Source organism: Niallia sp. FSL R7-0271, from assembly GCF_038005785.1.
Classification (GTDB): Bacteria; Bacillota; Bacilli; order Bacillales; family Cytobacillaceae; genus Niallia.
The window spans coordinates 3,921,119-3,945,167 of sequence record NZ_JBBOTZ010000001.1 but is presented as its reverse complement, the minus strand read 5'-3'; the positions used below and the strand labels follow the sequence as shown (position 1 = coordinate 3,945,167).

The 24,049-nt window shown below is 37.7% G+C and carries 23 protein-coding genes and 4 tRNA genes; 26 read left to right on the top strand and 1 reads right to left on the bottom strand.

The window, feature by feature from the left end; translation table 11 throughout:
* The first annotated feature begins 731 nt into the window (after nucleotides 1–731).
* The 10 genes from rpmH to MKX82_RS19990 all read left to right on the top strand — a co-directional run bounded on the left by rpmH (nucleotide 732) and on the right by MKX82_RS19990 (nucleotide 10,543).
* A complete protein-coding gene (gene rpmH, locus MKX82_RS20035) occupies nucleotides 732–866 on the top strand; it encodes a 50S ribosomal protein L34 (RefSeq protein WP_127738799.1) in 135 nt (44 codons plus the stop codon).
* Nucleotides 867–1,058: 192 nt separating this feature from the next.
* Nucleotides 1,059–1,409: a ribonuclease P protein component gene (rnpA, locus tag MKX82_RS20030; protein ID WP_233319094.1), complete on the top strand. Its 351-nt coding sequence runs from the start codon at nucleotides 1,059–1,061 to the stop codon at nucleotides 1,407–1,409.
* Between the two features lie 99 nt (nucleotides 1,410–1,508).
* Complete coding sequence (gene spoIIIJ / locus MKX82_RS20025) at nucleotides 1,509–2,288, top strand: YidC family membrane integrase SpoIIIJ (RefSeq protein ID WP_237942190.1); 780 nt, start codon at nucleotides 1,509–1,511, stop codon at nucleotides 2,286–2,288.
* Nucleotides 2,285–2,920, top strand: coding sequence for an RNA-binding cell elongation regulator Jag/EloR (gene jag, locus MKX82_RS20020; protein ID WP_251647947.1), 636 nt, complete (start codon nucleotides 2,285–2,287; stop codon nucleotides 2,918–2,920). Before spoIIIJ ends, jag begins: the two co-directional genes overlap by 4 nt.
* A gap of 372 nt (nucleotides 2,921–3,292) precedes the next feature.
* Nucleotides 3,293–4,678, top strand: coding sequence for a tRNA uridine-5-carboxymethylaminomethyl(34) synthesis GTPase MnmE (gene mnmE, locus MKX82_RS20015; protein WP_233319088.1), 1,386 nt, complete (start codon nucleotides 3,293–3,295; stop codon nucleotides 4,676–4,678).
* A gap of 30 nt (nucleotides 4,679–4,708) precedes the next feature.
* Complete coding sequence (gene mnmG, locus MKX82_RS20010) at nucleotides 4,709–6,589, top strand: tRNA uridine-5-carboxymethylaminomethyl(34) synthesis enzyme MnmG (protein WP_233319112.1); 1,881 nt, start codon at nucleotides 4,709–4,711, stop codon at nucleotides 6,587–6,589.
* Nucleotides 6,590–6,689: 100 nt separating this feature from the next.
* Entirely contained in the window at nucleotides 6,690–7,409 is a 720-nt protein-coding gene (rsmG, locus tag MKX82_RS20005; RefSeq protein WP_233319086.1) for a 16S rRNA (guanine(527)-N(7))-methyltransferase RsmG, read from the top strand.
* A 224-nt stretch (nucleotides 7,410–7,633) separates the two neighbouring features.
* Nucleotides 7,634–8,524: a nucleoid occlusion protein gene (noc, locus tag MKX82_RS20000; RefSeq protein ID WP_233319083.1), complete on the top strand. Its 891-nt coding sequence runs from the start codon at nucleotides 7,634–7,636 to the stop codon at nucleotides 8,522–8,524.
* 407 nt (nucleotides 8,525–8,931) lie between these two features.
* A complete protein-coding gene (locus MKX82_RS19995; RefSeq protein ID WP_233319081.1) occupies nucleotides 8,932–9,693 on the top strand; it encodes a ParA family protein in 762 nt (253 codons plus the stop codon).
* Nucleotides 9,686–10,543, top strand: a complete 858-nt coding sequence (locus MKX82_RS19990) for a ParB/RepB/Spo0J family partition protein (protein ID WP_233319079.1) — start codon at nucleotides 9,686–9,688, stop codon at nucleotides 10,541–10,543. Before MKX82_RS19995 ends, MKX82_RS19990 begins: the two co-directional genes overlap by 8 nt.
* A gap of 34 nt (nucleotides 10,544–10,577) precedes the next feature.
* Here the strand turns inward: MKX82_RS19990 and yyaC are convergent, their stop codons facing one another.
* Entirely contained in the window at nucleotides 10,578–11,195 is a 618-nt protein-coding gene (yyaC, locus tag MKX82_RS19985) for a spore protease YyaC (protein ID WP_233319077.1), read from the bottom strand.
* Between the two features lie 305 nt (nucleotides 11,196–11,500).
* On the opposite strand from yyaC, the gene MKX82_RS19980 reads away from it, so the two are divergent.
* The 16 genes from MKX82_RS19980 to yycF all read left to right on the top strand — a co-directional run bounded on the left by MKX82_RS19980 (nucleotide 11,501) and on the right by yycF (nucleotide 24,043).
* Nucleotides 11,501–12,361, top strand: coding sequence for a mechanosensitive ion channel family protein (locus MKX82_RS19980; protein ID WP_233319076.1), 861 nt, complete (start codon nucleotides 11,501–11,503; stop codon nucleotides 12,359–12,361).
* A 13-nt stretch (nucleotides 12,362–12,374) separates the two neighbouring features.
* Nucleotides 12,375–12,572, top strand: a complete 198-nt coding sequence (locus tag MKX82_RS19975; protein ID WP_233319074.1) for a DUF951 domain-containing protein — start codon at nucleotides 12,375–12,377, stop codon at nucleotides 12,570–12,572.
* 162 nt (nucleotides 12,573–12,734) lie between these two features.
* Complete coding sequence (gene ychF, locus MKX82_RS19970) at nucleotides 12,735–13,835, top strand: redox-regulated ATPase YchF (protein WP_233319072.1); 1,101 nt, start codon at nucleotides 12,735–12,737, stop codon at nucleotides 13,833–13,835.
* Nucleotides 13,836–14,097: 262 nt separating this feature from the next.
* The gene (locus MKX82_RS19965) at nucleotides 14,098–15,249 is read left to right on the top strand and encodes a glycosyltransferase family 4 protein (RefSeq protein ID WP_237942188.1); all 1,152 of its coding nucleotides are present in this window, start codon (nucleotides 14,098–14,100) and stop codon (nucleotides 15,247–15,249) included.
* A 146-nt stretch (nucleotides 15,250–15,395) separates the two neighbouring features.
* Nucleotides 15,396–15,686, top strand: a complete 291-nt coding sequence (rpsF, locus tag MKX82_RS19960; protein WP_233319109.1) for a 30S ribosomal protein S6 — start codon at nucleotides 15,396–15,398, stop codon at nucleotides 15,684–15,686.
* Nucleotides 15,687–15,740: 54 nt separating this feature from the next.
* The gene (gene ssb / locus MKX82_RS19955; protein ID WP_233319068.1) at nucleotides 15,741–16,259 is read left to right on the top strand and encodes a single-stranded DNA-binding protein; all 519 of its coding nucleotides are present in this window, start codon (nucleotides 15,741–15,743) and stop codon (nucleotides 16,257–16,259) included.
* A gap of 41 nt (nucleotides 16,260–16,300) precedes the next feature.
* Entirely contained in the window at nucleotides 16,301–16,537 is a 237-nt protein-coding gene (gene rpsR, locus MKX82_RS19950; RefSeq protein WP_233319107.1) for a 30S ribosomal protein S18, read from the top strand.
* Between the two features lie 296 nt (nucleotides 16,538–16,833).
* Nucleotides 16,834–18,807, top strand: a complete 1,974-nt coding sequence (locus MKX82_RS19945) for a DHH family phosphoesterase (protein ID WP_233319067.1) — start codon at nucleotides 16,834–16,836, stop codon at nucleotides 18,805–18,807.
* Complete coding sequence (gene rplI / locus MKX82_RS19940; protein WP_233319066.1) at nucleotides 18,804–19,253, top strand: 50S ribosomal protein L9; 450 nt, start codon at nucleotides 18,804–18,806, stop codon at nucleotides 19,251–19,253. The genes MKX82_RS19945 and rplI overlap by 4 nt, the downstream gene beginning before the upstream one ends.
* A 144-nt stretch (nucleotides 19,254–19,397) precedes the next feature.
* Nucleotides 19,398–20,762 carry a replicative DNA helicase gene (dnaB, locus tag MKX82_RS19935; RefSeq protein WP_233319065.1) on the top strand — a complete coding sequence of 455 codons (1,365 nt, stop codon included), beginning with the start codon at nucleotides 19,398–19,400 and terminating at the stop codon, nucleotides 20,760–20,762.
* 253 nt (nucleotides 20,763–21,015) lie between these two features.
* Nucleotides 21,016–22,308 (top strand): adenylosuccinate synthase, encoded by a 1,293-nt coding sequence (locus tag MKX82_RS19930; RefSeq protein ID WP_233319064.1) that lies wholly within the window; start codon nucleotides 21,016–21,018, stop codon nucleotides 22,306–22,308.
* Between the two features lie 174 nt (nucleotides 22,309–22,482).
* Nucleotides 22,483–22,558: transfer RNA gene (locus MKX82_RS19925), tRNA-Lys, on the top strand.
* Between the two features lie 11 nt (nucleotides 22,559–22,569).
* Nucleotides 22,570–22,641: transfer RNA gene (locus MKX82_RS19920), tRNA-Glu, on the top strand.
* Between the two features lie 19 nt (nucleotides 22,642–22,660).
* Nucleotides 22,661–22,736, top strand: a tRNA-Asp gene (locus tag MKX82_RS19915).
* A 58-nt stretch (nucleotides 22,737–22,794) separates the two neighbouring features.
* Nucleotides 22,795–22,867: transfer RNA gene (locus MKX82_RS19910), tRNA-Phe, on the top strand.
* A gap of 465 nt (nucleotides 22,868–23,332) precedes the next feature.
* A complete protein-coding gene (gene yycF, locus MKX82_RS19905) occupies nucleotides 23,333–24,043 on the top strand; it encodes a response regulator YycF (RefSeq protein ID WP_233319063.1) in 711 nt (236 codons plus the stop codon).
* The last annotated feature ends 6 nt before the right edge of the window (nucleotides 24,044–24,049 follow it).

The following is a 24,049-nucleotide window of genomic DNA, read 5'->3' as shown; positions in this document are numbered from 1 at the left end:
CCAATTTCCCTCCTTTTCCTTTTTATTTGCGTGCCGAAAAGAACAGATTCCTAAAAAAAGAGCTAATCTGCCAATACATTAATAATGATCTGTGGAAAAAATATATAATAAGGAAGTTAAATAGCATTTCGACAGTATCCACTATTTGTGGACAACTCTTTTAAGAGGTGTCTAATAAGCTGTCCACATTTTATCCACATTCTGTGGATAAAATAGTTATACACAGAAATTATTCAAATGTGAAAACAAAACTATAATATCAAAAAATCATAATAACTGCAATGGTTTTTCATATCTTATCCACAAGTGAAACAATATGTTGATAATAAATGTCCACAGGTTATTAGTTTGTTAAAAACCTGTAAATAAGTATTGTGGACAGTGAAAAAAATGTCGAAATTTTATCCACAGGCTCGAAATATGCAATTTAAGTGCTTATTTAAGCAATGTAAAAAAATTAAATATCCATTTGGGGAGAAGCAAAAAATGACAGCGTATTGACAAGTGGCCTTCTATTCCTTATTATTACTATTCAGAAAGAAATATAGTACGTAGCATATGTTTTACAGGATATTTCCGATGTTATAGAACATAAAGCAAAAACTTGTTAGAGCGATCAACAAGGATAAATAGACTAGAAAATAAATGAATGGTTGACAATCAATCAGCTATGTTTATATAATTGTAAGGACTGTCTGTAACAGCTATTCCTCAGGGAGGTGTCATATACAATGAAAAGAACTTTTCAACCAAATAAACGTAAAAGAAGTAAAGTTCACGGATTCCGCAGCCGCATGAGCAGTCCAAATGGACGTAATGTTTTAGCTCGCCGTCGACGCAAAGGAAGAAAAGTATTATCAGCTTAGGCCACTGAAACGTCAGTGGTCTTTTTTTCGATAAATGGACTGAAAAGTTATGGGCTCTTAGAATAAATCTTAAGAGCCCATACTATAATGGATATATAAGCTCCTGGTTTTGAAGCAAAGGATGTTTCTATGTTGGAAGGTACATAAATAATATAGATTCGGAAAGTATTGAATAAATAAGGAGTAAATGATTTGAAGAAAGAATATCGCGTAAAAAAAAGTAAAGAGTTTCAAGAAGTATTTAAAAAGGGACAATCATTCGGCAATAGGCAGTTTGTTGTATATAAGTATGAAAAAAGCGGACAAGCCCATTTTAGAATTGGGCTTTCTGTCAGCAAAAAGATTGGAAATGCCGTTATGAGAAATAAAATTAAACGGTATATAAGGCAGATATTTTTGGAAATCGGAGATTCTTTGGAAAATGAAGCGGATTATGTCATTATTGCTAGAAAGCCTCTAGCTGAAATGGAATATGAGGAAACAAAAAAGAGCCTTCTCCATGTTCTGAAAATTGCAAAGGTCTTAAAAAGAAAGATTCAGTGAAATTTCAAGTTAAGCGTTTCCTATATCATCTAAATTAGGATACAATGAAGCCAGAAGCTAATTTTGGCTCTATTATTTATTAACAGGAGGATTTTACGGTTGAAGAAAAAATTAGTGTTGCTATTTGGTCTATTATTTTTAGTGACTATCTTGGCTGGATGTACAGAATTCAATCAGCCGATCACTTCAGAAAGTGATGGCTTCTGGAATGAATATATTGTTTATCCATTATCACAGCTCATCATTAAAACAGCAGAACTTGCCGGCGGAAGCTTTGGCATATCTATCATTATTGTAACAATACTAGTTCGTCTTGTTATTTTGCCGTTAATGATTAAGCAAACTAAAAACAGTAAAGCCATGCAGGCAGTGCAGCCTGAAATGGAAGCATTAAGAAAAAAATACAGCTCTAAAGATCAAAAAACACAACAAAAGCTGCAAGAAGAAACAATGAAGCTTTTCCAAGAAAATAAAGTAAATCCATTGGCAGGATGTTTTCCATTAATCGTTCAGATGCCAATATTAATTGGTTTCTACCACGCTATTTCACGTACAAGAGAAATTGCTCAGCATGAATTTTTATGGTTTAACTTAGGACAGCCAGATCCATTCTATTTGCTTCCTATCATTGCAGGGATTACGACATTCATCCAAACAAAAATGACAATGGCAGGAACAGCTAACCAAAACCCGCAAATGGTTATGATGCTTTGGATTATGCCAATCATGATCTTAGTATTTGCTATTAACTTCCCAGCTGCATTATCACTATACTGGGTTGTAGGTAATATCTTTACCATTATCCAAACGTACTTCATCAAAGGTCCGGAGTTGAAGAAGTCCGGTCAGACAGGAAAATTGGAGGGAGCCAAAAAGTGAGAGAGGTAACTGCTACAGGACATTCAGTCGAAGCAGCAGTGGAATCAGCTTTAGCTCAGCTTAAGACAACAAAGAACCAAGCCGAAATCATTGTTGTTGATAAAGGAAAAAAAGGTTTTTTAGGAATTGGGGCCCGCTCGGCTACTGTAACTGTAAGGAAGCTTGAGACGCCTCTAGAATCTGCAGAGCGATTTTTGCAGGATATTTGCACCCAAATGGGAGTTAACGCATCTATTTCGGCAAAAAAGTCGGGCAGGAATATCTTTTTTGAATTAAAAGGAGACAAGATCGCCCTTTTAATTGGAAAAAGGGGACAAACGCTCAACTCACTTCAGTATTTAACGCAATTGGTCATTAATAAGAATTCCGATGAATACTTAAGGGTCACGCTAGACGCTGAAGGCTACCGGGAAAGAAGAAAGCAATCCCTTATACAGCTTGCAGAAAGAACGGCCCATAAAGCCCTAAAGATTGGCAAAGAAATTTCGTTAGAGCCAATGCCGTCAAATGAAAGAAAAATCATTCATAATGCATTAACAGGCATTAAAGGTATAAGCACCTGTTCATCAGGTGAAGATGCTTTCAGGCATATTATCATTTCTCCAGAAAAAAAGCCTGTTCAAAAAGCATAAAATAAGAAAAAAAGACAATCTCAAAATTTTTGGGATTGTCTTTTTTTGTTCCTTCTTACATTAACATTCTGCAAAATTCCCTTCAAAAGTTAACCAGTATTCATCTTTACAGAGCATATTCGGCAAAATAGCCATAAAATCTGTGAATTATTTGTCTGAACAGCGCTATTTTTGGTGCCTTTTATTGTTATTCACATGTGGATAAGATAAAATGGTAATAATAAAGAATAGTAATGTGGATAAGTGTGCGGATTTTTTTCTTTTTTAAAAGTTGTGGATATGATAATCTAATCTATTGTAACAATTAAATGAGTTGTTGATAAGTTTACATCAGTTTCTATATATAGATTTTTAATGATTTGAGGTGACAGCATGGAATTTGATACTATAGCTGCAATCTCCACACCAATGGGAGAGGGAGCGATTGCGATTGTAAGATTGAGTGGGCCAGACTCATTTGCGATTGCAGATAAGGTATTTAAAAGTATAGGAAATAAAAAGATAAAAGAGGTAGCAAGTCATACTATTCATTATGGGCATATCATTGACCCGGCTACGGATGAAACAATTGAGGAAGTAATGATTTCTGTAATGAAGGGACCAAAAACATTCACTAAAGAGGATGTTATTGAAATTAACTGTCATGGCGGAATGGCTTCTGTAAATCGTTTGCTTCAGTTGCTTGTAACGAACGGTGCAAGACTTGCTGAACCAGGTGAATTTACGAAAAGAGCATTTCTAAATGGAAGAATCGATTTGTCCCAAGCAGAAGCAGTCATGGATTTGATCAGAGCGAAAACGGACAAAGCAATGAATGTAGCCCTTGGACAAATGGAAGGAAGACTTTCAAAGCTGATTAGAACCTTGAGACAAGAAATATTAGAGACACTCGCGCAAGTTGAGGTTAATATAGATTATCCTGAATATGATGATGTGGAAGAAATGACTCATCAGCTTATGCTCGATAAATCTCGGTTTGTACAGGCGGAGATAAAGAAGCTGCTTCAGACTTCTCAGCAAGGCAAAATATTAAGAGAAGGACTTTCAACGGTTATTGTAGGACGGCCTAATGTAGGAAAATCCTCATTGTTGAACAGCTTGGTCCAAGATAATAAGGCAATCGTAACAGATATTCCTGGTACGACAAGAGATGTTATTGAGGAATATGTTAATGTGCGCGGTGTACCTCTTCGTCTGCTAGATACGGCAGGTATCCGTGAAACAGAGGACATTGTTGAAAGAATTGGTGTTGAAAAGTCCAGAAAGGTTTTAAAGGAAGCAGACTTAATCCTGCTTGTTCTCAATTATGCAGATGCTTTGACAGAAGAGGATGTCAATCTGTTCAAAGCGGTTGAGGGAATGGATTATATAGTGATTGTAAATAAGACAGACCTGCCGCAAAAAATTGATATGGAGCGTATAAAGGAATTGTCAGCTAATCAAAAAATGGTTACTACTTCACTGTTGCAGGATAAGGGCATCAACCAGCTAGAAGAGGCAATTTCCAGCCTGTTTTTTGAAGGTGCAATTGAAGCAAGTGATATGACATATGTGTCCAATACAAGACATATCTCCCTTCTGAACCAAGCGCTTCAATCTATTAATGAAGCCATTTCAGGAGTGGAAATGGGAACCCCAATTGATATTGTCCAAATAGATTTAACAAGAACTTGGGAACTGCTTGGTGAAATCATCGGCGATAGTGTACACGAAAGCCTGATTGATCAGCTGTTCTCCCAATTTTGCTTAGGTAAATAAAAGAAAAAGTTGCAGTTAGGAGGCACCATGATGCAGTACGAAGCAGGAAATTATGATGTCATTGTGATTGGGGCAGGACATGCTGGGTGTGAAGCAGGTCTTGCAGCCGCAAGATTGGGCGCCAATACATTGATGTTGACTATAAATTTAGATATGGTAGCTTTTATGCCGTGTAACCCATCTGTTGGGGGGCCGGCTAAAGGAATTGTCGTTAGAGAAATTGACGCACTTGGCGGAGAAATGGGTAAAAACATCGATAAAACCTATATCCAAATGAGAATGTTGAATACAGGAAAAGGGCCTGCAGTCAGAGCTCTTCGTGCACAGGCAGACAAATATATGTATCAGCACGAAATGAAAAAAACACTGGAAAATCAGCCAAACTTAACATTGATCCAAGGTATGGTTGAACAGTTGATTGTAGAAGACAATACAGTAAAAGGTGTTATCACAAAAACAGGTGCTACTTATACTGCTAAAACGGTTGTAGTAACTACGGGAACTTATCTACGCGGAGAAATTATCCTTGGTGAGCTGAAATATTCAAGTGGTCCAAATAACCAGCAGCCATCGATTCGTCTATCTGAACATCTGCAGGAATTAGGATTTGATCTTGTTCGTTTTAAAACAGGAACACCGCCGAGAGTAAACAGTCATTCTATTGACTACAGCAAGACGGAAATCCAACCAGGTGATGATGTTCCAAGAGCGTTTTCTTACGAGACAACAAAATATATTACAGAACAGCTGCCATGCTGGCTGACATATACAAATGAAAAAACGCATCAAATTATTGATGACAACTTGCATCGATCCCCAATGTATTCTGGGATGATCAAGGGAACAGGGCCGCGCTATTGCCCATCTATTGAAGATAAAGTCGTTCGCTTTAATGATAAGCCAAGACATCAAATTTTCCTTGAGCCGGAAGGTAAGAATACGCAGGAGGTTTATGTACAAGGCTTGTCAACAAGCTTGCCTGAGGATGTACAGCAAGAAATCCTTCGTACAATTCCTGGATTGGAAAATGTCCAAATGATGAGAGCAGGTTATGCCATTGAATATGATGCTATTGTACCTACTCAATTATGGCCAACATTAGAAACAAAGAAAATTAAGAATCTCTATACAGCAGGTCAAATTAACGGTACTTCAGGTTATGAAGAGGCTGCCGGCCAAGGTTTAATGGCAGGAATTAACGCAGGTTTGAATGCCACTGGTAAAGAACAGCTTATCTTAAGCCGCTCTGATGCCTATATTGGAGTATTGATTGATGATCTTGTTACGAAGGGCACAAATGAACCGTACCGCCTGCTAACTTCCAGAGCAGAATACCGCCTTCTGCTTCGCCATGATAATGCAGATTTGCGCTTAACTGACTATGGATATGAAATCGGCTTAATAGCGGAAGAAAGATATAATAAATTCACTGACAAAAAGCAACAGATCGAACAAGAAAAGAACCGCTTAAAAGAAATTATCCTTAAGCCAAATGAACAAGTTCAAGCTGTCATTAAAGAACAAGGCGGCAGTGAATTGAAAGACGGCATTAAGGCAGCGGATCTGCTGAGAAGACCAGAAATGAACTACAAGCATATACAACAATTAGCACCAAGTGAAGCTGGTTTATCTGACGAAGTAACAGAACAAGTAGAAATCCAAATAAAGTATGAAGGTTATATTGATAAATCATTGCAGCAAGTAGATCGTCTGAAGAAAATGGAAAACAAAAAAATTCCAGAGAACATCGATTATGATGCAATTTCCAGCCTTGCAACAGAAGCAAAGCAGAAGTTGAAAATGGTAAGGCCATTATCTTTGGCACAGGCTTCTAGAATCTCTGGAGTAAATCCTGCAGATATATCCATACTATTAGTATATTTGGAGCAAGGTCGCATAGCGCGAGTGTAATAGAAAGTGATTGGCTTTTTGCCTGTATTACCTTAGGCAAGAAGCCTCTCCTGTTGTAAAAAATATACATAATCAGGAATTGGATGGAAAGGGAGCAAGCATGAATACAGAACAATTTAGACAAATGCTCCGAGAGAAAGGTCTGGAGCTCTCTGATAGGCAGATGGAACAGTTTAAGATTTATTTTGAAACACTTGTTGAATGGAATGAAAAAATGAACCTGACTGCTATTACAGAACAATCTGAGGTTTATTTGAAACATTTTTATGATTCCATCACAGCAGGATTTTATTTAGAAAGCTTTAAGTCGCCTATTCATATTTGCGATGTTGGAGCAGGGGCGGGATTCCCGAGCATACCGCTGAAAATAGCTTTCCCGCAGCTGAAAATAACAATTGTTGACTCATTAAAAAAACGTATTCACTTTTTAGAGCATTTAGCAAAGGCTTTAGATTTAAAAGAAGTCCAGTTTATCCATGACAGAGCGGAAACATTCGGACAAAACAAAGAATATCGGGAAACTTTCGACATGGTAACAGCAAGAGCTGTAGCAAGGTTATCGGTTTTAAGTGAACTATGTATGCCATTGGTAAAGGTTGGAGGCGTATTTGTTGCTATGAAAGCGGCAAGTGCACAAGAGGAAATAGAAGCTGGCAAAAAAGCCATAGCTGTTCTAGGCGGGAAATTGGTCAATGCCCATTCATTTACTCTTCCAATTGAAGAAAGTGAGCGCAACATACTTGTTATCTCAAAAGAAAAACAAACGCCGAAAAAGTACCCTAGAAAACCAGGTACTCCAAACAAGGAACCGATTGAATGAATATATGCTATGTAAAATAGCATATATTCATCAAAGAAATAGCTTATCAACAGGCGATTATCTTATTTTTTGTACTATATCATTTTTTCTATCTACTATATAATATAACTATAAAAAGCACAGTAAATGAAAATTAAAGAAGTTTCTTATTATATTTATATATTGCAGTAAAAATGCTTGGATTTTTTTAAATAATAGGGAGTTTCGTAAAGGTGGTGCAGGTTTTGAAGCCTTCTTTCTCACGCTTTTTTGGCTTAGGCGAAAAAGGGAATAATACAGAAGAAGAAAGTCAATTCGAGACGGTAGACGCTAATGAGGAGCTTGAAAAAATGGTAAATAATGAAGAGATTAATAGATTGCCAATAAGCCAGATTGTTCCAAACCGTTTTCAACCAAGAACTGTATTTGATGATGAAAAAATAGAAGAATTATCAAGAACCATTCATACACATGGCATTATACAGCCAATTGTTGTACGGGAATATGATAGAGGTAAATATGAGATAATTGCAGGTGAAAGACGCTGGCGGGCAATGAAAAAGCTAGGGTGGGAAGAAGCTCCTGCTATCATTAAGAATATGAGCGATACAGAAACTGCTTCTGTAGCCTTGATAGAGAACCTTCAAAGGGAAGAACTGTCACCGATAGAAGAGGCTGTAGCCTACGGCAAATTACTCGAACTCCATAACCTGACACAAGAGGCACTTGCCCAGCGGTTAGGAAAAGGACAGTCAACGGTAGCTAACAAGCTGAGACTGTTAAAACTTCCTGAGGAAATACAGGAGGCACTTCTCAATAAGCAAATATCAGAGCGTCATGCCAGATCTCTGATTCCATTGAAAGAAACAGAAAAGCAGCTTAAGCTCCTTCAAGAAATACTAGAGAAGAACTTAAATGTAAAACAGACAGAAGAGCGCGTCGCTAAAATGCTGGAACAGGCAGAACAAAAGCCTAAGCCAAAAAGAAAGGCTTTCAGCAAAGATATGCGTATTGCAGTCAATACAATTCGACAATCCCTTACAATGGTGTCTGACAGCGGTATTAATTTAAATGCTGAAGAAGAAGAGTTTGAGGATTTTTATCAATTCACCATAAAAATTCCAAAAAAGAAATAGCTATTATAAAATGAATATAAATCATTCACTGTGAGAACATTAGCCATTTTGGTTTCAATTTCTCACTTTTTTTCTGCAAAAAAATAAATGCTACTAAATTCTTAGAAAAAATGGGCTTTCAGTAGCATATATAGAAGTAAAAAATAGAGCAATGCCTCTATATATTATAAAGTCTATTAAAAAATGACGATATTTAGAAGTTTTCATGATAAAATAATAGATGATTGTGCTACATTTGTTCCTTTTAGGAATAAAAACAGTCATAATCACGGGAAAACGGTGTATTTAACACCTGATTACCAATAAAATAACTTTTTCATGTCTGATTTAAATAAATAAAATAACATTTACAGCACCTTCTGCTGAATAATTGAAGGTAATTTATCGTAATAAAGGTAGGTGACATCATGGGGAGAGTAATTACGGTAGCTAATCAAAAAGGGGGAGTTGGAAAAACAACAACCTCGGTCAATCTTGGCTCTTGTTTAGCTTACATCGGAAAAAGAGTACTTTTAGTTGATACAGATCCACAGGGAAATGCCACAAGTGGCGTTGGTATTGAAAAGGCAGATGTAGATCATTGCATTTATGATGTGTTAGTAGATGACATTGAAGCAAGCCAAGTCATCAAAGCAACAAATGTAGAGAACCTTGATGTAATTCCAGCAACAATTCAATTAGCTGGGGCAGAAATAGAGCTTGTTTCCACAATCTCCAGGGAAGTCCGCTTAAAAAGAGCATTGGAAGAAGTTAAGGACAGATATGATTATATTTTGATCGATTGTCCGCCATCTTTAGGCTTATTAACAATAAATGCACTAACTGCATCTGATGCTGTCTTAATTCCAGTACAATGTGAATATTATGCACTTGAAGGACTGAGCCAGCTTCTGAATACAGTAAGATTGGTGCAAAAGCACTTAAATCATGAGCTTGCTATTGAAGGTGTCTTATTGACAATGCTTGATGCCCGTACGAATTTAGGGATACAAGTAATAGAAGAAGTAAAAAAATACTTCCAGGATAAAGTGTTTAAAACAATTATTCCACGTAATGTAAGACTAAGCGAAGCGCCAAGCCATGGGGAACCAATTATCATTTATGATCCAAAGTCCCGTGGAGCAGAAGTATATTTAGAGTTGGCAAAGGAAGTGGTTACGAGTGGCTAAGGGATTAGGGAAAGGTCTTGACGCTTTTTTTCCGAGCATGGAAGTAGAAAAAGAAGAAGTAATTAAGGAATTAAATATAAAAGAATTGCGACCAAACCCTTATCAGCCAAGAAAAGTTTTCGAGAAAGAGGCAATTGAGGAACTTAAAGCATCAATCTTGGAACATGGGATACTTCAGCCAATCATTGTACGTAAAAGTATTAAAGGGTTTGAAATTGTTGTTGGGGAACGGCGCTTTCGTGCGGCAAAAGAAGCTAATTTAGAAGTGGTTCCCGCAGTAATTCGAGAACTGTCTGAACAGCAAATGATGGAACTTGCTGTACTGGAAAACCTGCAGCGTGAAGATTTGTCTCCGATAGAAGAAGGACATGCCTATCAGCTGCTTATGAAAAAATTAAATTTCACACAGGAAGAGTTGGCTAAACGCCTTGGCAAAAGCCGACCTCATATTGCCAATCATGTCAGACTCCTATCACTTCCGCCGGCTATTCAAGAGATGATTACAGATGGAACCATTTCAATGGGACACGGAAGGGCATTATTAGGATTAAAAAATAAAGATAAGCTGCCACTGCTTGTTGAAAAGACAGTCAAGGATGGTTTGAACGTTAGACAGTTGGAGTATTTAATTCAACAAATGAACGAAGATGTTTCACGTGAAACACCGAAAGAAAAGAAAGAAACAAAGAATGTCTTTATAAAGGAACAAGAAACTTTCCTAAGAGAAAGATTCGGTACTACAGTGAATATCAAACAAACGAAAAACAAAGGTAAAATTGAGATTGAGTTCTTTTCTGAAGATGATTTAGATAGAATTTTACAGCTTCTCGATCGTAATGAGGATATTTAAAAAGAAGAAACCAAAATATGGTTTCTTCTTTTTGTTAAATGGGCCGTTCTTGAAGAGAGTATTCTTCCTGTCCTTCAGCATAGCGATAACGAAGACTGCTTTGATAAATACCTTTTGAAATCGTTTTAGCCATTTCAAGCACAAGACTGAGTCTTGTATTTTGTAGTACAAGAAACTCCATAAAGCCGCTTATGTTAACAATTCCAGTGATATGAATATTACCTACTGGCGGCAATTCCTTTTTAACTCCACTTCCAGGTTTGACGGGGCCATCCCCTAGATGTATGACACCAACACTTTTCATCCTGCCTAAACAAGCATCTATCCCAATGATAAAAGGATCTTTATGCTTTTCGTGAATCTCCATCATCTTTTCTTCTAAGTTCAGCGCATGGATAGGTTCATTTAAAGTGCCATAAACAAAAAAGGAACCTAGTTTTTTTTCTGCTAATAATGTTCCAATAAGTGGTCCGAGTGAATCACCTGTAGAGCGATCTGTGCCAATACATACAAACACAATTGGCTGTGCAGAGGAAGCTGGTGGCAACTGTTTATACAAAGAGTCTGCCAGTTTATAGGATGCTAACTGCTCATTATGGGCGATTCTTATCGGAAGTTCACTTTTATCAAATATATTGGTATAGATGCTCATCAAATCTACTCCTTTGCACTAGGAAACTATAAATAAGCAAGCTGTTCAATTTAATATGTTATTTCAAAGTAAAAGTAATACCATTATAGGAATATATATTAATTTCTATACATCTTCATGCCAATTCCATTGATAAAGAGGGAGAAAGATAGGGGTCATACAAGTCGATCTATGATAATATACCTAGAAAATAACAGGTAGGTTATTACTTCAAACTAAAATTAGAACCTGTTAAAATAAACTAAATAGCCAGGAATAACAATCTGGCTTTTGAATAGGGAGAAAAGAGGCAGCAGGGGTGTGTTATGGATAATTTAGAAGAAAAAGTGAACGATAGTGTAGATGTTATTACAGATGAGAATATATGGATAAATTTAGGCCAGGGATCTTTAAAAATTATTATTATCATTTTAATAAGTGTTGTTGTTACAAGGGTTGCTAAGATTGCTGTGCGGAACATATTTAAGGTTAGAACACATTCTGCACTCAGAATATCGGAAAGAAGAGAAGCTACACTAGTTAAACTATTGGAAAATACCCTTACCTACGTTATCTATTTTATTGCCTTTATGATGATTTTAGGTACATTGAATATTGACGTGAAGGGATTGCTTGCCGGAGCGGGAATTGTTGGCTTAGCCGTCGGTTTTGGTGCGCAAAGTTTAGTGAAGGATATTATTACTGGATTTTTCATTATTTTTGAAGACCAGTTTTCTGTAGGAGATGTTGTGCAGATCGGCCAATTTCAAGGTGTTGTGGAGGAAATTGGGTTAAGAACAACGAAAGTAAAAAGTTATACTGGCGAAGTGAATATTATACCGAATGGAAGTATAATGGAAGTAACAAACTTCTCATTAAACAACAGTAAAGCAGTTGTTGATGTCAGCATAGCGTACAAGGGCGATATAGATAGGGCTGAAAGTGTTATTAAAGATCTTATTGAAACATTTCCGGAAAAATATGAACAAATTGTCGGTGTCCCGGAGCTTTTAGGTGTTGAAAACATTATGGCAGCAGAGGTAGTTATAAGAGTTGTTGCTGAGACATTGCCAATGCAGCATTATACAGTTGCCCGTGCGTTAAGGAAGGAAATTAAAAATGTCCTTGATGAGAATGGAATAGAGAGCCCATATCCGAAATTAATGATGTACTCTAAACCGGAATAAAACAGGAGGGAATATGGAACAGAAAGAGTTTGCTATCAATGATATTGTTGAAATGAAAAAAGCACATCCTTGTGGCACAAATCGTTGGAAAATTATTAGGATGGGAATGGATATTCGCATTAAGTGTGAAGGCTGTGAACATAGCGTCCTTATTCCAAGGCGAGAGTTTGCGAGAAAAATGAAAAAAATGTTAGTAAAGCATGAAGAGTGATTCATGCTTTTTTTTATGAAAATAAGGTATTTTTACCTTGCGAACAAGCATGGCTACTTGTCTTTTTTGAAGGTTAAATCTATAATTGGTAAAGGTTTAATAGTACAAATGAAATTAATTTCTGCTCAATAAAAAGCAGGTTTATTATAAGGGAGTGACATTATGGCGTTAACTGCTGGAATAGTTGGATTGCCGAACGTCGGTAAATCTACATTGTTTAATGCAATAACACAGGCGGGTGCAGAATCTGCAAACTATCCATTCTGTACAATCGATCCGAATGTTGGAATCGTAGAGGTACCAGATCCAAGGTTAAATAAGTTGACTGAGCTTGTTCAGCCGAAAAAAACTGTACCGACAACTTTTGAATTTACAGATATTGCTGGAATTGTAAAAGGTGCGAGTAAAGGAGAAGGCTTAGGAAATAAGTTTCTTTCTCATATTCGTGAAGTAGATGCTATTTGCCAAGTGGTGCGCTGCTTTGCTGATGACAATATTACTCATGTTTCTGGAAAAGTAGATCCAATTTCCGATATTGAAACAATTAATCTAGAATTGATTCTTGCAGATTTAGAATCTGTTGAAAAAAGAATTGCCCGTGTAGGGAAAATGGCTAAACAAAAAGATAAAGATGCAGTGGCAGAATTGGAAGTTCTTGAAATTCTAAAAGCAGCATTTGAAGAAGAAAAGCCAGCAAGAGCTGTTGAATTTACGGAAGAGCAGGCTAAATTAGCGAAGAATCTTCACTTGCTGACAATCAAGCCAGTTCTTTATGTGGCGAATGTCGGCGAAGATGAGGTTGGCGATACAGATAATAATGAATATGTGCAGAAAGTTAGAGAATTTGCTTCTAATGAGAATGCAGAAGTAATCGTAATCTGTGCAAAAATTGAAGAAGAAATTGCAGAGCTTGAAGGGGAAGAAAAAGCAATGTTCCTTGAAGAGCTTGGCATTGAAGAATCTGGTCTTGATCAGCTAATTAGAGCTGCTTACCACTTGCTTGGTCTAGCAACATACTTTACAGCTGGAGTGCAAGAAGTTCGTGCTTGGACATTTGTTCAAGGAATGAAAGCTCCGCAATGTGCTGGTATCATCCATTCTGACTTTGAAAGAGGCTTTATTAGAGCAGAGACTGTTTCTTATGAAGATTTAATGGTAAGTGGAAATATGGTTGCGGCAAAAGAGGCAGGTAAAGTTCGTCTAGAAGGAAAAGATTACGTAGTTAAAGACGGAGATATTATTCACTTCCGCTTTAATGTTTAATAGCTGTATATATATGAGAGAAAAACCGCCCTTATACAAGTAAGGGCGGTTTTTTACATTTTCTTTAGCTTATTCGACACAAGCACTTGGAAAAGAGTTTAGCAAGTAGGAAAAGTCCAGAAAAATAGCTTATGAATAATAAGCTTATTTCGACAGTGTGATAAAGAAAATACTTTTACAGTGCCTTTACATGCCCCTTTCAAACCGGTGCTATCATTTCTTTAGAGGGATCATAATACATGTTCCAAAGGGGGATTCACAAGTGAAAATTGCAATTTTTACAGACACCTATTTTCCGCAAGTGAATGGAGTAGCCAACTCTTTAAAGAGGTTAACAGATCATCTGGAAAAAAGGCAGATTCAATATCAGATTTTTGCACCGGAAGTGGAGGATACTCCAGCATACCCAAATATTAATCAATTTTTTAGCATTCCTGTTTTTTTATATCCTGAATGTAGGACCGCATTAGCAAACCCTAAACGGATTAAGGCTAAAGTTCAAGAATTTAACCCAGATATCATACATATTGCAACACCGTATATGATGGGGCTCTACGGCCTGTTTTGTGCTAAAAAACTTCACATACCAGTTGTTTCCTCCTACCATACTCATTTTGACCAATATTTGGAGTATTATCGAGCATCATGGCTGCTGCCTGTTCTTCATAAGTACTTAAAATGGTTTCATGAGTCCACAGAAAGAACCTTTGTACCTTCAAAAGAGACTAAATCAAAGCTGGCTGAGCTTGGCTTCCATTCCTTGTCAATATGGGGAAGAGGGGTAGATTGCTCTCAATTCCATCCTATTGCAGTAAACCAACCCATTAGAGAAAAATACAATATACAAGAAGAATATATTCTTTTGTATGTTGGCAGATTTGCTCCAGAGAAAGATTTAGCCACCCTTTCAGCGATAATGGATTCCCTCCCTGAAAGCTGGAATAATAGAGTTCATTGGCTGCTGGCAGGAGACGGACCATGCTTGCCTGAATGGAAGCGCAAAGCTGCAGAAAGAAAAAATATGACTTTAACCGGTTATTTAAAAGGTGCGGAATTATCACAGGTGTATGCAAGTGCAGATTTATTTGTATTTCCTTCCACAACTGAAACATTTGGAAATGTCGTACTGGAATCCTTAGCTTCAGGAACACCTGCTATCGTCTCCAATTCAGGCGGTGTTAAGGAAATGGTGGAGGATGGTGTAACGGGAAGAATTTGCCCAGCAAAAAGCACAGAACATTTCACTGCTGCTATCATTGAATTATTAAATCAAACAATGATGAGAAATATGTTTGGTACAGCAGCCAGGAAATATGCGTTAAGCCAATCTTGGGAGAGTATACTTGACGGTTTGATTGGCGAATATGAAGAAGTGATAATGAATAGCAGAGAAGATCAAAGAATATATGCGTAAGGTATTGCTTAAAACATTAACTGTGGCAATTCTTTTTAGTATTCATTGCAAATTGTTTTTCAATATGCTATAATTTCATCTTGTGAGTAATGTATATATTGCTCCTTGCCCAATCGGGCCGTTTAGACCAAAAGGAGGTGAAAGTGATGAAAAAGTACGAAATTATGTACATCATCCGTCCAAATATTGAAGATGAAGCTAAAAAAGCTCTAGTTGAGCGTTTTAACGGTATTCTTGCTGATAATGGAGCGGAAGTTACTGAAGCGAAAGAGTGGGGTAAACGTCGTCTTGCATACGAAATCAATGATTTCCGTGATGGCTACTACCAACTAGTGAAAGTTAACGCTGCACCAGTAGCAGTTGAGGAGTTCACTCGTCTAGCTAAAATTAGCGAGGATATTATCCGTCATATTGTTATTAAAGAAGAAGCTAAATAATAAATAGAATGAATTCATGTTCCACGTGAAACATGATGAAGGGAGTTGAAACTGATGATGAACCGTGTTGTTCTTGTTGGCCGATTGACGAAGGATCCTGAACTGCGATACACACCAAGTGGAGCTGCTGTTGCAACTTTCACTCTTGCGGTCAACCGTACTTTTACGAACCAACAAGGTGAAAGAGAAGCAGACTTTATCAATTGTGTAGTCTGGAGGAAACCTGCAGAGAACGTAGCTAATTTCTTGAAGAAAGGAAGCTTAGCTGGCGTTGACGGCAGACTTCAAACGCGCAGTTATGAGGGACAAGATGGGAAACGTGTCTATGTAACAGAAGTGCAGGCGGAAAGTGTTCAATTTCTTGAACCTAGAAACAGCAGCTCTGGAAATAGAAATGACAACATGAATTATGGTGCGCCAAGGGAACAAGATAATCCTTTTGGAGGCTCTAATAATTATCAGAATCAGCGACCTCAAAACCAAAATAGAAATAACGATTATACGAGAATGGACGAGGATCCATTTGCAAATAGCGGTCAAATCGATATTTCAGATGATGACTTACCGTTCTAATAATCGGAAATAAGTTATAAAGGAGGGAAATTGACATGGCAATGGGCGGACGCAGAGGCGGACGTGCTAAACGCCGTAAAGTATGCTACTTTACAGCTAACGGCATTACGCATATCGATTATAAAGATGTAGATCTTCTTAAAAAATTCATCTCTGAGCGCGGTAAAATCTTACCTCGTCGTGTAACTGGTACAAGTGCAAAATATCAACGTAAGTTGACTATTGCAATCAAACGTTCACGTACTATGGCTTTACTTCCATACGTAACTGGTGAATAATAAAAAAACACATTAGGGTTAAATCCTAATGTGTTTTTTTATACCTTATATAATACAGTCTATACAAATTATATGTTTGAATGAGCTTCTATAAAATAGTAAAATGATATAGAGGGTATCTCTATATTCTTTATATGTATTGGCTGCAAAATCGTGTTTATGAATATAAGGGTTAGTGGAAATACTAAAAGATGCAAAGTACATTCTCTTGTTTCGTAAATATCGAAATACGGTAAATAATAAGAACAAACAACCGTATACATATTAAATTAACTATATTAGGAGTTGAATAAATTTTGCCTGCTTTTTTGGAAAAGGGATCAATTCGCTATCCATTAGTTTGTCTAATTGGCATTACTCTGATCCTCCTTGGTATCATCTCCTATTATAATTGGCTTTTTGCCTTGGTGGGGTTACTCCTTTCTGTTATCCCTTTTTATTTCATCATTCAGATGAATTTGCGACAAAGAAAGGAAACAGAAGAATATATTACGACCCTTTCCTACCGTGTGAAAAAGGTCGGAGAAGAAGCATTAATGGAAATGCCGATTGGGATTATGCTCATTAATGATGAGTACTTTATTGAGTGGACAAATCCATATTTAGCTTACTGTTTTACAGAAGACAGCTTAGTCGGAAGATCATTATATGATGTGTCTCCTTCCGTTATCCCTCTGATTAAGCAAGAGGTCGAAACAGAAATTATTACGCTTCATAATCGTAAGTTTCGTGTTATCCATAAAAAAGAGGAGCGCCTCCTATACTTTTTTGATGTAACAGAACAAACGGAAATTGAAAAGTTGTATGAGGATGAAAGAACTGCAATTGCAATCATCTTTTTAGACAATTATGATGATCTAACACAAGGTATGGACGATCAGACTCGCAGCAGTTTGAATAACAGTGTTACCTCTATTCTCAACAAATGGGCAACAGACAATGGCGTCTTATTGAAACGGGTATCTTCCGATCGCTTCTTTGCAGTATTCAATGAAAACATTCTGCAGCATCTTGAAAAAGATAAATTCACAATCTTAGATGAAGTGAGAGAGTTAACCTCTAAACAAAATGTTCAGCTAACGTTAAGTATTGGCGTTGGTTCGGGAGTTTCCTCACTCCCTGAGTTAGGAACGATTGCGCAGTCAAGTCTAGATTTGGCACTAGGTCGTGGTGGAGATCAGGTTGCTATCAAACAGCCAAATGGAAAAGTGAAATTCTATGGCGGAAAAACAAACCCTGTTGAAAAGAGAACAAGAGTAAGAGCGAGAGTCATATCCCATGCCTTAAAAGAATTGATAACGGCAAGTGATAAAGTCTTCATCATGGGTCATAAGCATCCTGATATGGATGCAATTGGTGCTTCCATTGGTATTCATAAGATAGCTCAGATGAACAAAAAGGAAGCTTATATTATTTTAAATCCTAATGAAATTGATTTAGGTGTAAGAAGACTGCTCGAAGAAATAAAAAAACATGAAACATTGTTTGATCGTTTCATCACTCCAGAACAAGCGCTGGAAATGGATACAGAGGAAAGTTTGCTCGTTGTCGTAGATACCCATAAACCATCATTGGTTATTGAGGAAAAGCTTATTCATAAGATTGAAGATGTTGTCGTCATTGACCATCACAGGCGAGCAGAAGAGTTCATTGATAATCCACTGCTCGTTTATATGGAGCCATATGCATCATCAACAGCTGAGCTTGTCACAGAGCTACTGGAATATCAGCCAAAGACAGCTAAAATTGAGATGCTTGAAGCAACTGCTTTATTAGCAGGAATTATTGTTGATACAAAAAGCTTTACGCTTAGAACTGGGGCAAGAACCTTTGATGCTGCTTCCTACTTGCGGGGGCAGGGAGCTGATACTGTATTAGTACAGAAATTCTTAAAAGAAGATATCAGTAACTATGTGAAAAAGGCTAAAATTATTGAAAATGTAATTTTTTATAAACCTGGCGTTGCCATTGCTAAAGCTCAATCTAATGAAAATAGTGATAATGTCCTTATCGCGCAAACAGCAGACACCTTACTGACGATGGACGGCATTTATGCGTCATTTGTCATCTCGCCAAGAGGAGATGGACAGATTGGTATCAGTGCAAGATCATTAGGGGAAATAAATGTCCAGATTATAATGGAAAGCCTCAAAGGCGGCGGCCATTTAACTAATGCTGCGACACAGCTTTCTAACATGACAATGGCAGAAGCAGAAGCGCGGCTGAAGCTGGCAATCGATGAGTATTTTGAAGGGAGAAAAAAGGAATGAAAGTAATCTTTTTAAAAGACGTTAAAGGTAAAGGGAAAAAAGGCGAAGTAAAAAATGTAGCAGACGGTTATGCACATAACTTCCTATTAAAGCAAGGACTTGCTGTTGAAGCAAACTCAGCAGCTGTCAGCACATTAAATGCTCAAAAGAAAAAAGAAGAAAAACAAGCTGCTGATGAGTTAGCAGAAGCAAAAGTATTAAAAGAAAAAATGGAACAAATTACTGTTGAGCTAACGGCAAAATCAGGAGAAGGCGGCAGACTATTTGGTTCAATTACTAGCAAACAAATTGCTGATGAGTTGAATAAAAAGCATAAAATCAAAATTGATAAGCGTAAAATAGAATTAAATGATGCTATTCGTTCATTAGGGGTAACGAAGGTTCCTGTGAAGCTTCATCAAGAGGTATCTGCTACACTAAATGTGCATGTAAAAGAATTAAGCTAATATTGGAAGTTCTTTTTAAGCTTAAACATGATAAAATAGAATAGATTTGAGAGAAATGTGATACAGGCAAACTGATCACATTTTTTCTTTTGGCATGTACTAATTTGACATTATCCTCTTAAAATAAGGAGGTTTTAAAATTTTATGAGTGAAATGCTCCATGATAGAATTCCACCACAAAATATCGAAGCAGAACAAGCTGTACTAGGGGCAATCTTTTTAGAACCGCAAAGCTTGACGATGGCTTCAGAAATTCTCATACCAGAGGATTTTTACAGAGGTGCCCATCAGAAGATTTATACAGCAATGCTAAAGCTGAACGATGCAGGAAAAGCGGTTGACCTTATTACCGTTACAGCAGAGCTTTCAGCAGGCAATAATCTTGAGGATACTGGTGGCGTCAGCTACTTAAGTGAGTTGGCAGCATCTGTACCTACAGCAGCGAATATTGAGTATTATGCGAAGATTGTTGAGGAGAAATCCTTGCTGCGCAGACTTATACGGACAGCCACTGATATAGCACAGGACGGCTATGCGAGGGAAGATGAAGTAGAGGTATTGCTGAGTGAGGCAGAAAAAAACATTCTTGAGGTTGCCCAAAGAAAGAACGCTGGGGCATTCCACAATATTAAGGATGTTTTAGTACGGACATATGATAATATTGAGGTCATGCATAACCGTCAAGGGGATATAACAGGTATTGCTACAGGGTTTGCTGAGCTCGATAAAATGACAGCCGGTTTTCAGCGAAATGATTTAATCATTGTCGGTGCCCGTCCTTCTGTTGGTAAGACGGCATTTGCTTTGAATATCGCTCAAAACGTAGCTACAACAACTGGGGAAAATGTAGCGATATTCAGTCTTGAGATGGGGGCAGAGCAGCTTGTCATGCGTATGCTGTGTGCAGAAGGTAATATTGATGCACAGCGCCTACGTACAGGGTCATTGACAGACGAAGATTGGGGTAAGCTCACTATGGCGATGGGAAGCCTCTCTAATGCCGGTATATTCATTGATGATACACCAGGTGTAAAAATCACTGATATTCGCTCTAAATGCCGCAGATTGAAGCAGGAGCATGGTTTAGGTATGATCCTAATCGATTACTTGCAACTCATCCTTGGAAGCGGGCGCTCTGGAGAGAACAGACAGCAGGAAGTATCGGAAATCTCCCGTTCTCTTAAACAGCTTGCTCGTGAACTGCAAGTGCCAGTTATTGCTTTGTCTCAGCTATCCCGCGGAGTGGAGCAGAGACAGGATAAGAGACCGATGATGTCTGATATAAGGGAATCAGGAAGTATTGAGCAGGATGCTGATATAGTAGCCTTCTTATATCGTGACGATTATTATGACAAAGAATCGGAAAGTAAAAATATTATTGAAATTATTATAGCAAAGCAGCGGAATGGTCCAACGGGAACAGTCCAGCTCGCCTTCGTTAAGGAATATAATAAATTTGTTAACTTGGAAAGGCGGTTTGATGACCCATCAATGCCGCCGGGAGCTTAAATATAGGCAGATTGGCTTTAAACAGCCAATCTGCCTTTTTTTATGCCCGAAATTAGGAACTAAACTCAAATTTTTTAAGATTAAAGTCTATTGAAAAAACCCTATATTAGTAGAATGATTACGAACATATATTTATTTTCTAGTTTTGAATGTTCGGGTTTTGTTGACTTTTGTATGCGTAAATTGGTAAAATAAGATTGTTTGGTAATGAATCTAAATAATTTATAGTAACCTTTGGAGGTGCTTTGGGAATATGTCATCAGTCGTGGTTGTTGGAACACAATGGGGAGATGAAGGAAAAGGAAAGATTACTGACTTCTTGTCAGAGAATGCAGAGGTCATTGCTCGTTACCAAGGCGGGAACAATGCAGGTCATACGATTAAATTTAACGGTGAAACATATAAATTACACTTAATTCCGTCTGGAATTTTTTATAGCGATAAAATTTGCGTTATTGGCAATGGAATGGTAGTCGATCCAAAAGCGCTACTTACAGAATTGAAATACTTGCATGATAAAGGCGTAACTACGGATAACTTGAGAATAAGCAACCGTGCTCATGTTATTCTTCCGTATCACTTAAAGCTTGATGAAGTGGAAGAGGAAAGCAAAGGCGCTAATAAGATTGGGACAACTAAAAAGGGAATTGGTCCTGCTTATATGGACAAAGCTGCTCGAATTGGTATTCGAATTGCTGACCTTTTGGACAGAGAAATTTTCGAAGAGAAGCTTGAGCGTAACTTGGTAGAGAAAAACCGTTTGCTTGAGCGCATCTATGAAACAGACGGCTTTAAAATGGAGGATATCCTGGATGAGTATTACGAATACGGCCAGCTGATTAAACAGTATGTTTGTGATACATCTGTTGTTCTAAACGATTCATTGGATGAGGGGAGAAGAGTGTTGTTTGAAGGGGCACAAGGCGTAATGCTTGATATTGACCAAGGTACGTACCCGTTCGTTACATCTTCTAATCCAGTTGCCGGCGGTGTTACAATCGGATCTGGTGTTGGTCCAACGAAGATTAAGCACGTTGTCGGAGTTTCTAAAGCTTACACTACTAGGGTTGGAGATGGTCCTTTCCCTACAGAGCTTGATAATGAAATTGGCCACCAAATCAGAGAAGTCGGCCGTGAGTACGGTACAACTACTGGAAGACCGCGCCGTGTCGGCTGGTTTGACAGTGTGGTAGTACGCCATGCCCGCAGAGTAAGCGGCATTACAGATCTTTCTCTTAACTCTATTGATGTGCTTACAGGCATTGAGACATTGAAAATCTGTGTTGCATATAAATATAAAGGGGAAGTTATGGAAGAGTTCCCTGCAAGCCTAAAAGTATTGTCACAATGTGAACCAGTTTATGAAGAGCTTCCAGGCTGGACAGAGGACATTACAGGTTGTAAATCACTAAGTGAATTACCTGCAAATGCACGACACTACTTAGAAAGAGTTGCGCAGCTTACAGGTATTCCATTATCTATTTTCTCAGTAGGGCCAGACAGAAGTCAGACAAATGTGGTTCATAGCCCATGGAGACAAAGCTAAAAGAGCTGATTTAGTAGGAAGGAGCCGCTTTTAAGAGCGGCTCCTAAATATTTTTTTAATTTTTTTTAAAAAAAGTATTGCCATATATACTAAATGCATGATAATATAAAAAGCGTCGCAAATGAAGCGAATAAAGCAGCAAAATAAACGGTCTGCAAGTTTACTTTTAAAAGCGAGTCATTAGCTCAGTTGGTAGAGCATCTGACTTTTAATCAGAGGGTCGCAGGTTCGAATCCTGCATGACTCACCATTTTTTAATATGGCCCATTGGTCAAGCGGTTAAGACACCGCCCTTTCACGGCGGTAACACGGGTTCGAATCCCGTATGGGTCATTTTATATATAGATTAGCTGGTCCCGTGGTGTAGCGGTTAACATGCCTGCCTGTCACGCAGGAGATCGCGGGTTCGATTCCCGTCGGGACCGCCATTTTTGTTTCATATGCAATATGCATATTTTACATATATTATATAGAAAATATAAATATGGCTCAGTAGCTCAGTCGGTAGAGCAAAGGACTGAAAATCCTTGTGTCGGCGGTTCGATTCCGTCCTGAGCCATCCTTAAAAACAACTATGCATTTTGCATGGTTGTTTTTTTTATTCCAACAGTAATACAATTCTATTACATTCTTGCAACGTTTGCAGATAATTAATGGAGTTATGATAAAATGATATAAGGCGGATTCTGCAATTAGAGGAAGCATTGGGTATTTGAATACAAAAAAAGAGGCGAGAGGCAAGCGAAAAAAATACCTCTCAACCACAAATAAAGGAAAATGAAACTACATGTTATTAAACGGATGAGAGTCCTAAAAGGTTTCATTTTATATTGAAATTTTTAACCCTCTATTTAGGAGGGTTTTTCAAATAGGTTTTAGGAAATGTCTAAATAAATGCAATGAAAATGCGGAAGAATAGAAGAATAGAAAAAAAGTGAATATATAAAATGAAAATGGTAAAGTAGAGCTATAGTAGAAATACCAACAATTTGAATAGATAGAACAATGAAGGAGATAGAAATGCATGAATAAAAAGATACTTGTAGTAGATGATGAAAAACCGATTGCTGATATTCTGCAATTTAATTTAAAGAAGGAAGGCTTTGAAGTACATTGTGCTTATGATGGCAATGCTGCATTGGAAATGGTAGAAGAAGTGCAGCCCGATTTAGTTTTGCTTGATATCATGCTTCCGCAGCGAGATGGAATGGAAGTTTGCCGTGAAATTCGCAAAAAGTATGAGATGCCAATCATTATGCTTACAGCAAAGGATTCTGAAATCGACAAAGTGCTTGGTCTTGAGCTTGGCGCAGATGATTATGTAACGAAGCCTTTTAGTACGAGAGAACTTATTGCTCGCGTTAAAGCTAACTTGAGACGTCATCAGCAGGTTCCTGCTGCTGCAGAGGAAGAGAATGAATCAAATGAGATTGAAGTTGGCTCCTTAATTATTCACCCGGATGCTTATATTGTTTCAAAAAGAGGGGAAATGATTGAGCTGACACATCGTGAGTTTGAGCTTCTTCATTATTTGGCAAAACATATCGGTCAAGTAATGACAAGAGAGCATTTGCTCCAAACGGTTTGGGGCTATGATTATTACGGTGATGTTCGTACAGTGGATGTGACGGTGAGAAGATTGAGAGAAAAAATAGAGGATAACCCAAGCCATCCAACCTGGATTGTAACGAGAAGAGGGGTAGGGTATTACTTGCGTAATCCTGAACAGGAGTAATAGATA

Bases quoted from the DNA above. Each gene is read 5' to 3' on its own strand.
- yyaC (WP_233319077.1), bottom strand. From the start codon at position 11,195: ATGAGCATCTATACCAATATATTTGATAAAAGTGAACTTCCGATAAGA.
- dnaB (WP_233319065.1), top strand. From the start codon at position 19,398: ATGAGTGAAATGCTCCATGATAGAATTCCACCACAAAATATCGAAGCA.
- ychF (WP_233319072.1), top strand. From the start codon at position 12,735: ATGGCGTTAACTGCTGGAATAGTTGGATTGCCGAACGTCGGTAAATCT.
- mnmG (WP_233319112.1), top strand. From the start codon at position 4,709: ATGCAGTACGAAGCAGGAAATTATGATGTCATTGTGATTGGGGCAGGA.
- yycF (WP_233319063.1), top strand. From the start codon at position 23,333: ATGAATAAAAAGATACTTGTAGTAGATGATGAAAAACCGATTGCTGAT.
- rpsR (WP_233319107.1), top strand. From the start codon at position 16,301: ATGGGCGGACGCAGAGGCGGACGTGCTAAACGCCGTAAAGTATGCTAC.
- rsmG (WP_233319086.1), top strand. From the start codon at position 6,690: ATGAATACAGAACAATTTAGACAAATGCTCCGAGAGAAAGGTCTGGAG.
- rplI (WP_233319066.1), top strand. From the start codon at position 18,804: ATGAAAGTAATCTTTTTAAAAGACGTTAAAGGTAAAGGGAAAAAAGGC.
- MKX82_RS19975 (WP_233319074.1), top strand. From the start codon at position 12,375: ATGGAACAGAAAGAGTTTGCTATCAATGATATTGTTGAAATGAAAAAA.
- MKX82_RS19930 (WP_233319064.1), top strand. From the start codon at position 21,016: ATGTCATCAGTCGTGGTTGTTGGAACACAATGGGGAGATGAAGGAAAA.
- MKX82_RS19995 (WP_233319081.1), top strand. From the start codon at position 8,932: ATGGGGAGAGTAATTACGGTAGCTAATCAAAAAGGGGGAGTTGGAAAA.
- mnmE (WP_233319088.1), top strand. From the start codon at position 3,293: ATGGAATTTGATACTATAGCTGCAATCTCCACACCAATGGGAGAGGGA.
- MKX82_RS19980 (WP_233319076.1), top strand. From the start codon at position 11,501: ATGGATAATTTAGAAGAAAAAGTGAACGATAGTGTAGATGTTATTACA.
- rpmH (WP_127738799.1), top strand. From the start codon at position 732: ATGAAAAGAACTTTTCAACCAAATAAACGTAAAAGAAGTAAAGTTCAC.
- rpsF (WP_233319109.1), top strand. From the start codon at position 15,396: ATGAAAAAGTACGAAATTATGTACATCATCCGTCCAAATATTGAAGAT.
- ssb (WP_233319068.1), top strand. From the start codon at position 15,741: ATGATGAACCGTGTTGTTCTTGTTGGCCGATTGACGAAGGATCCTGAA.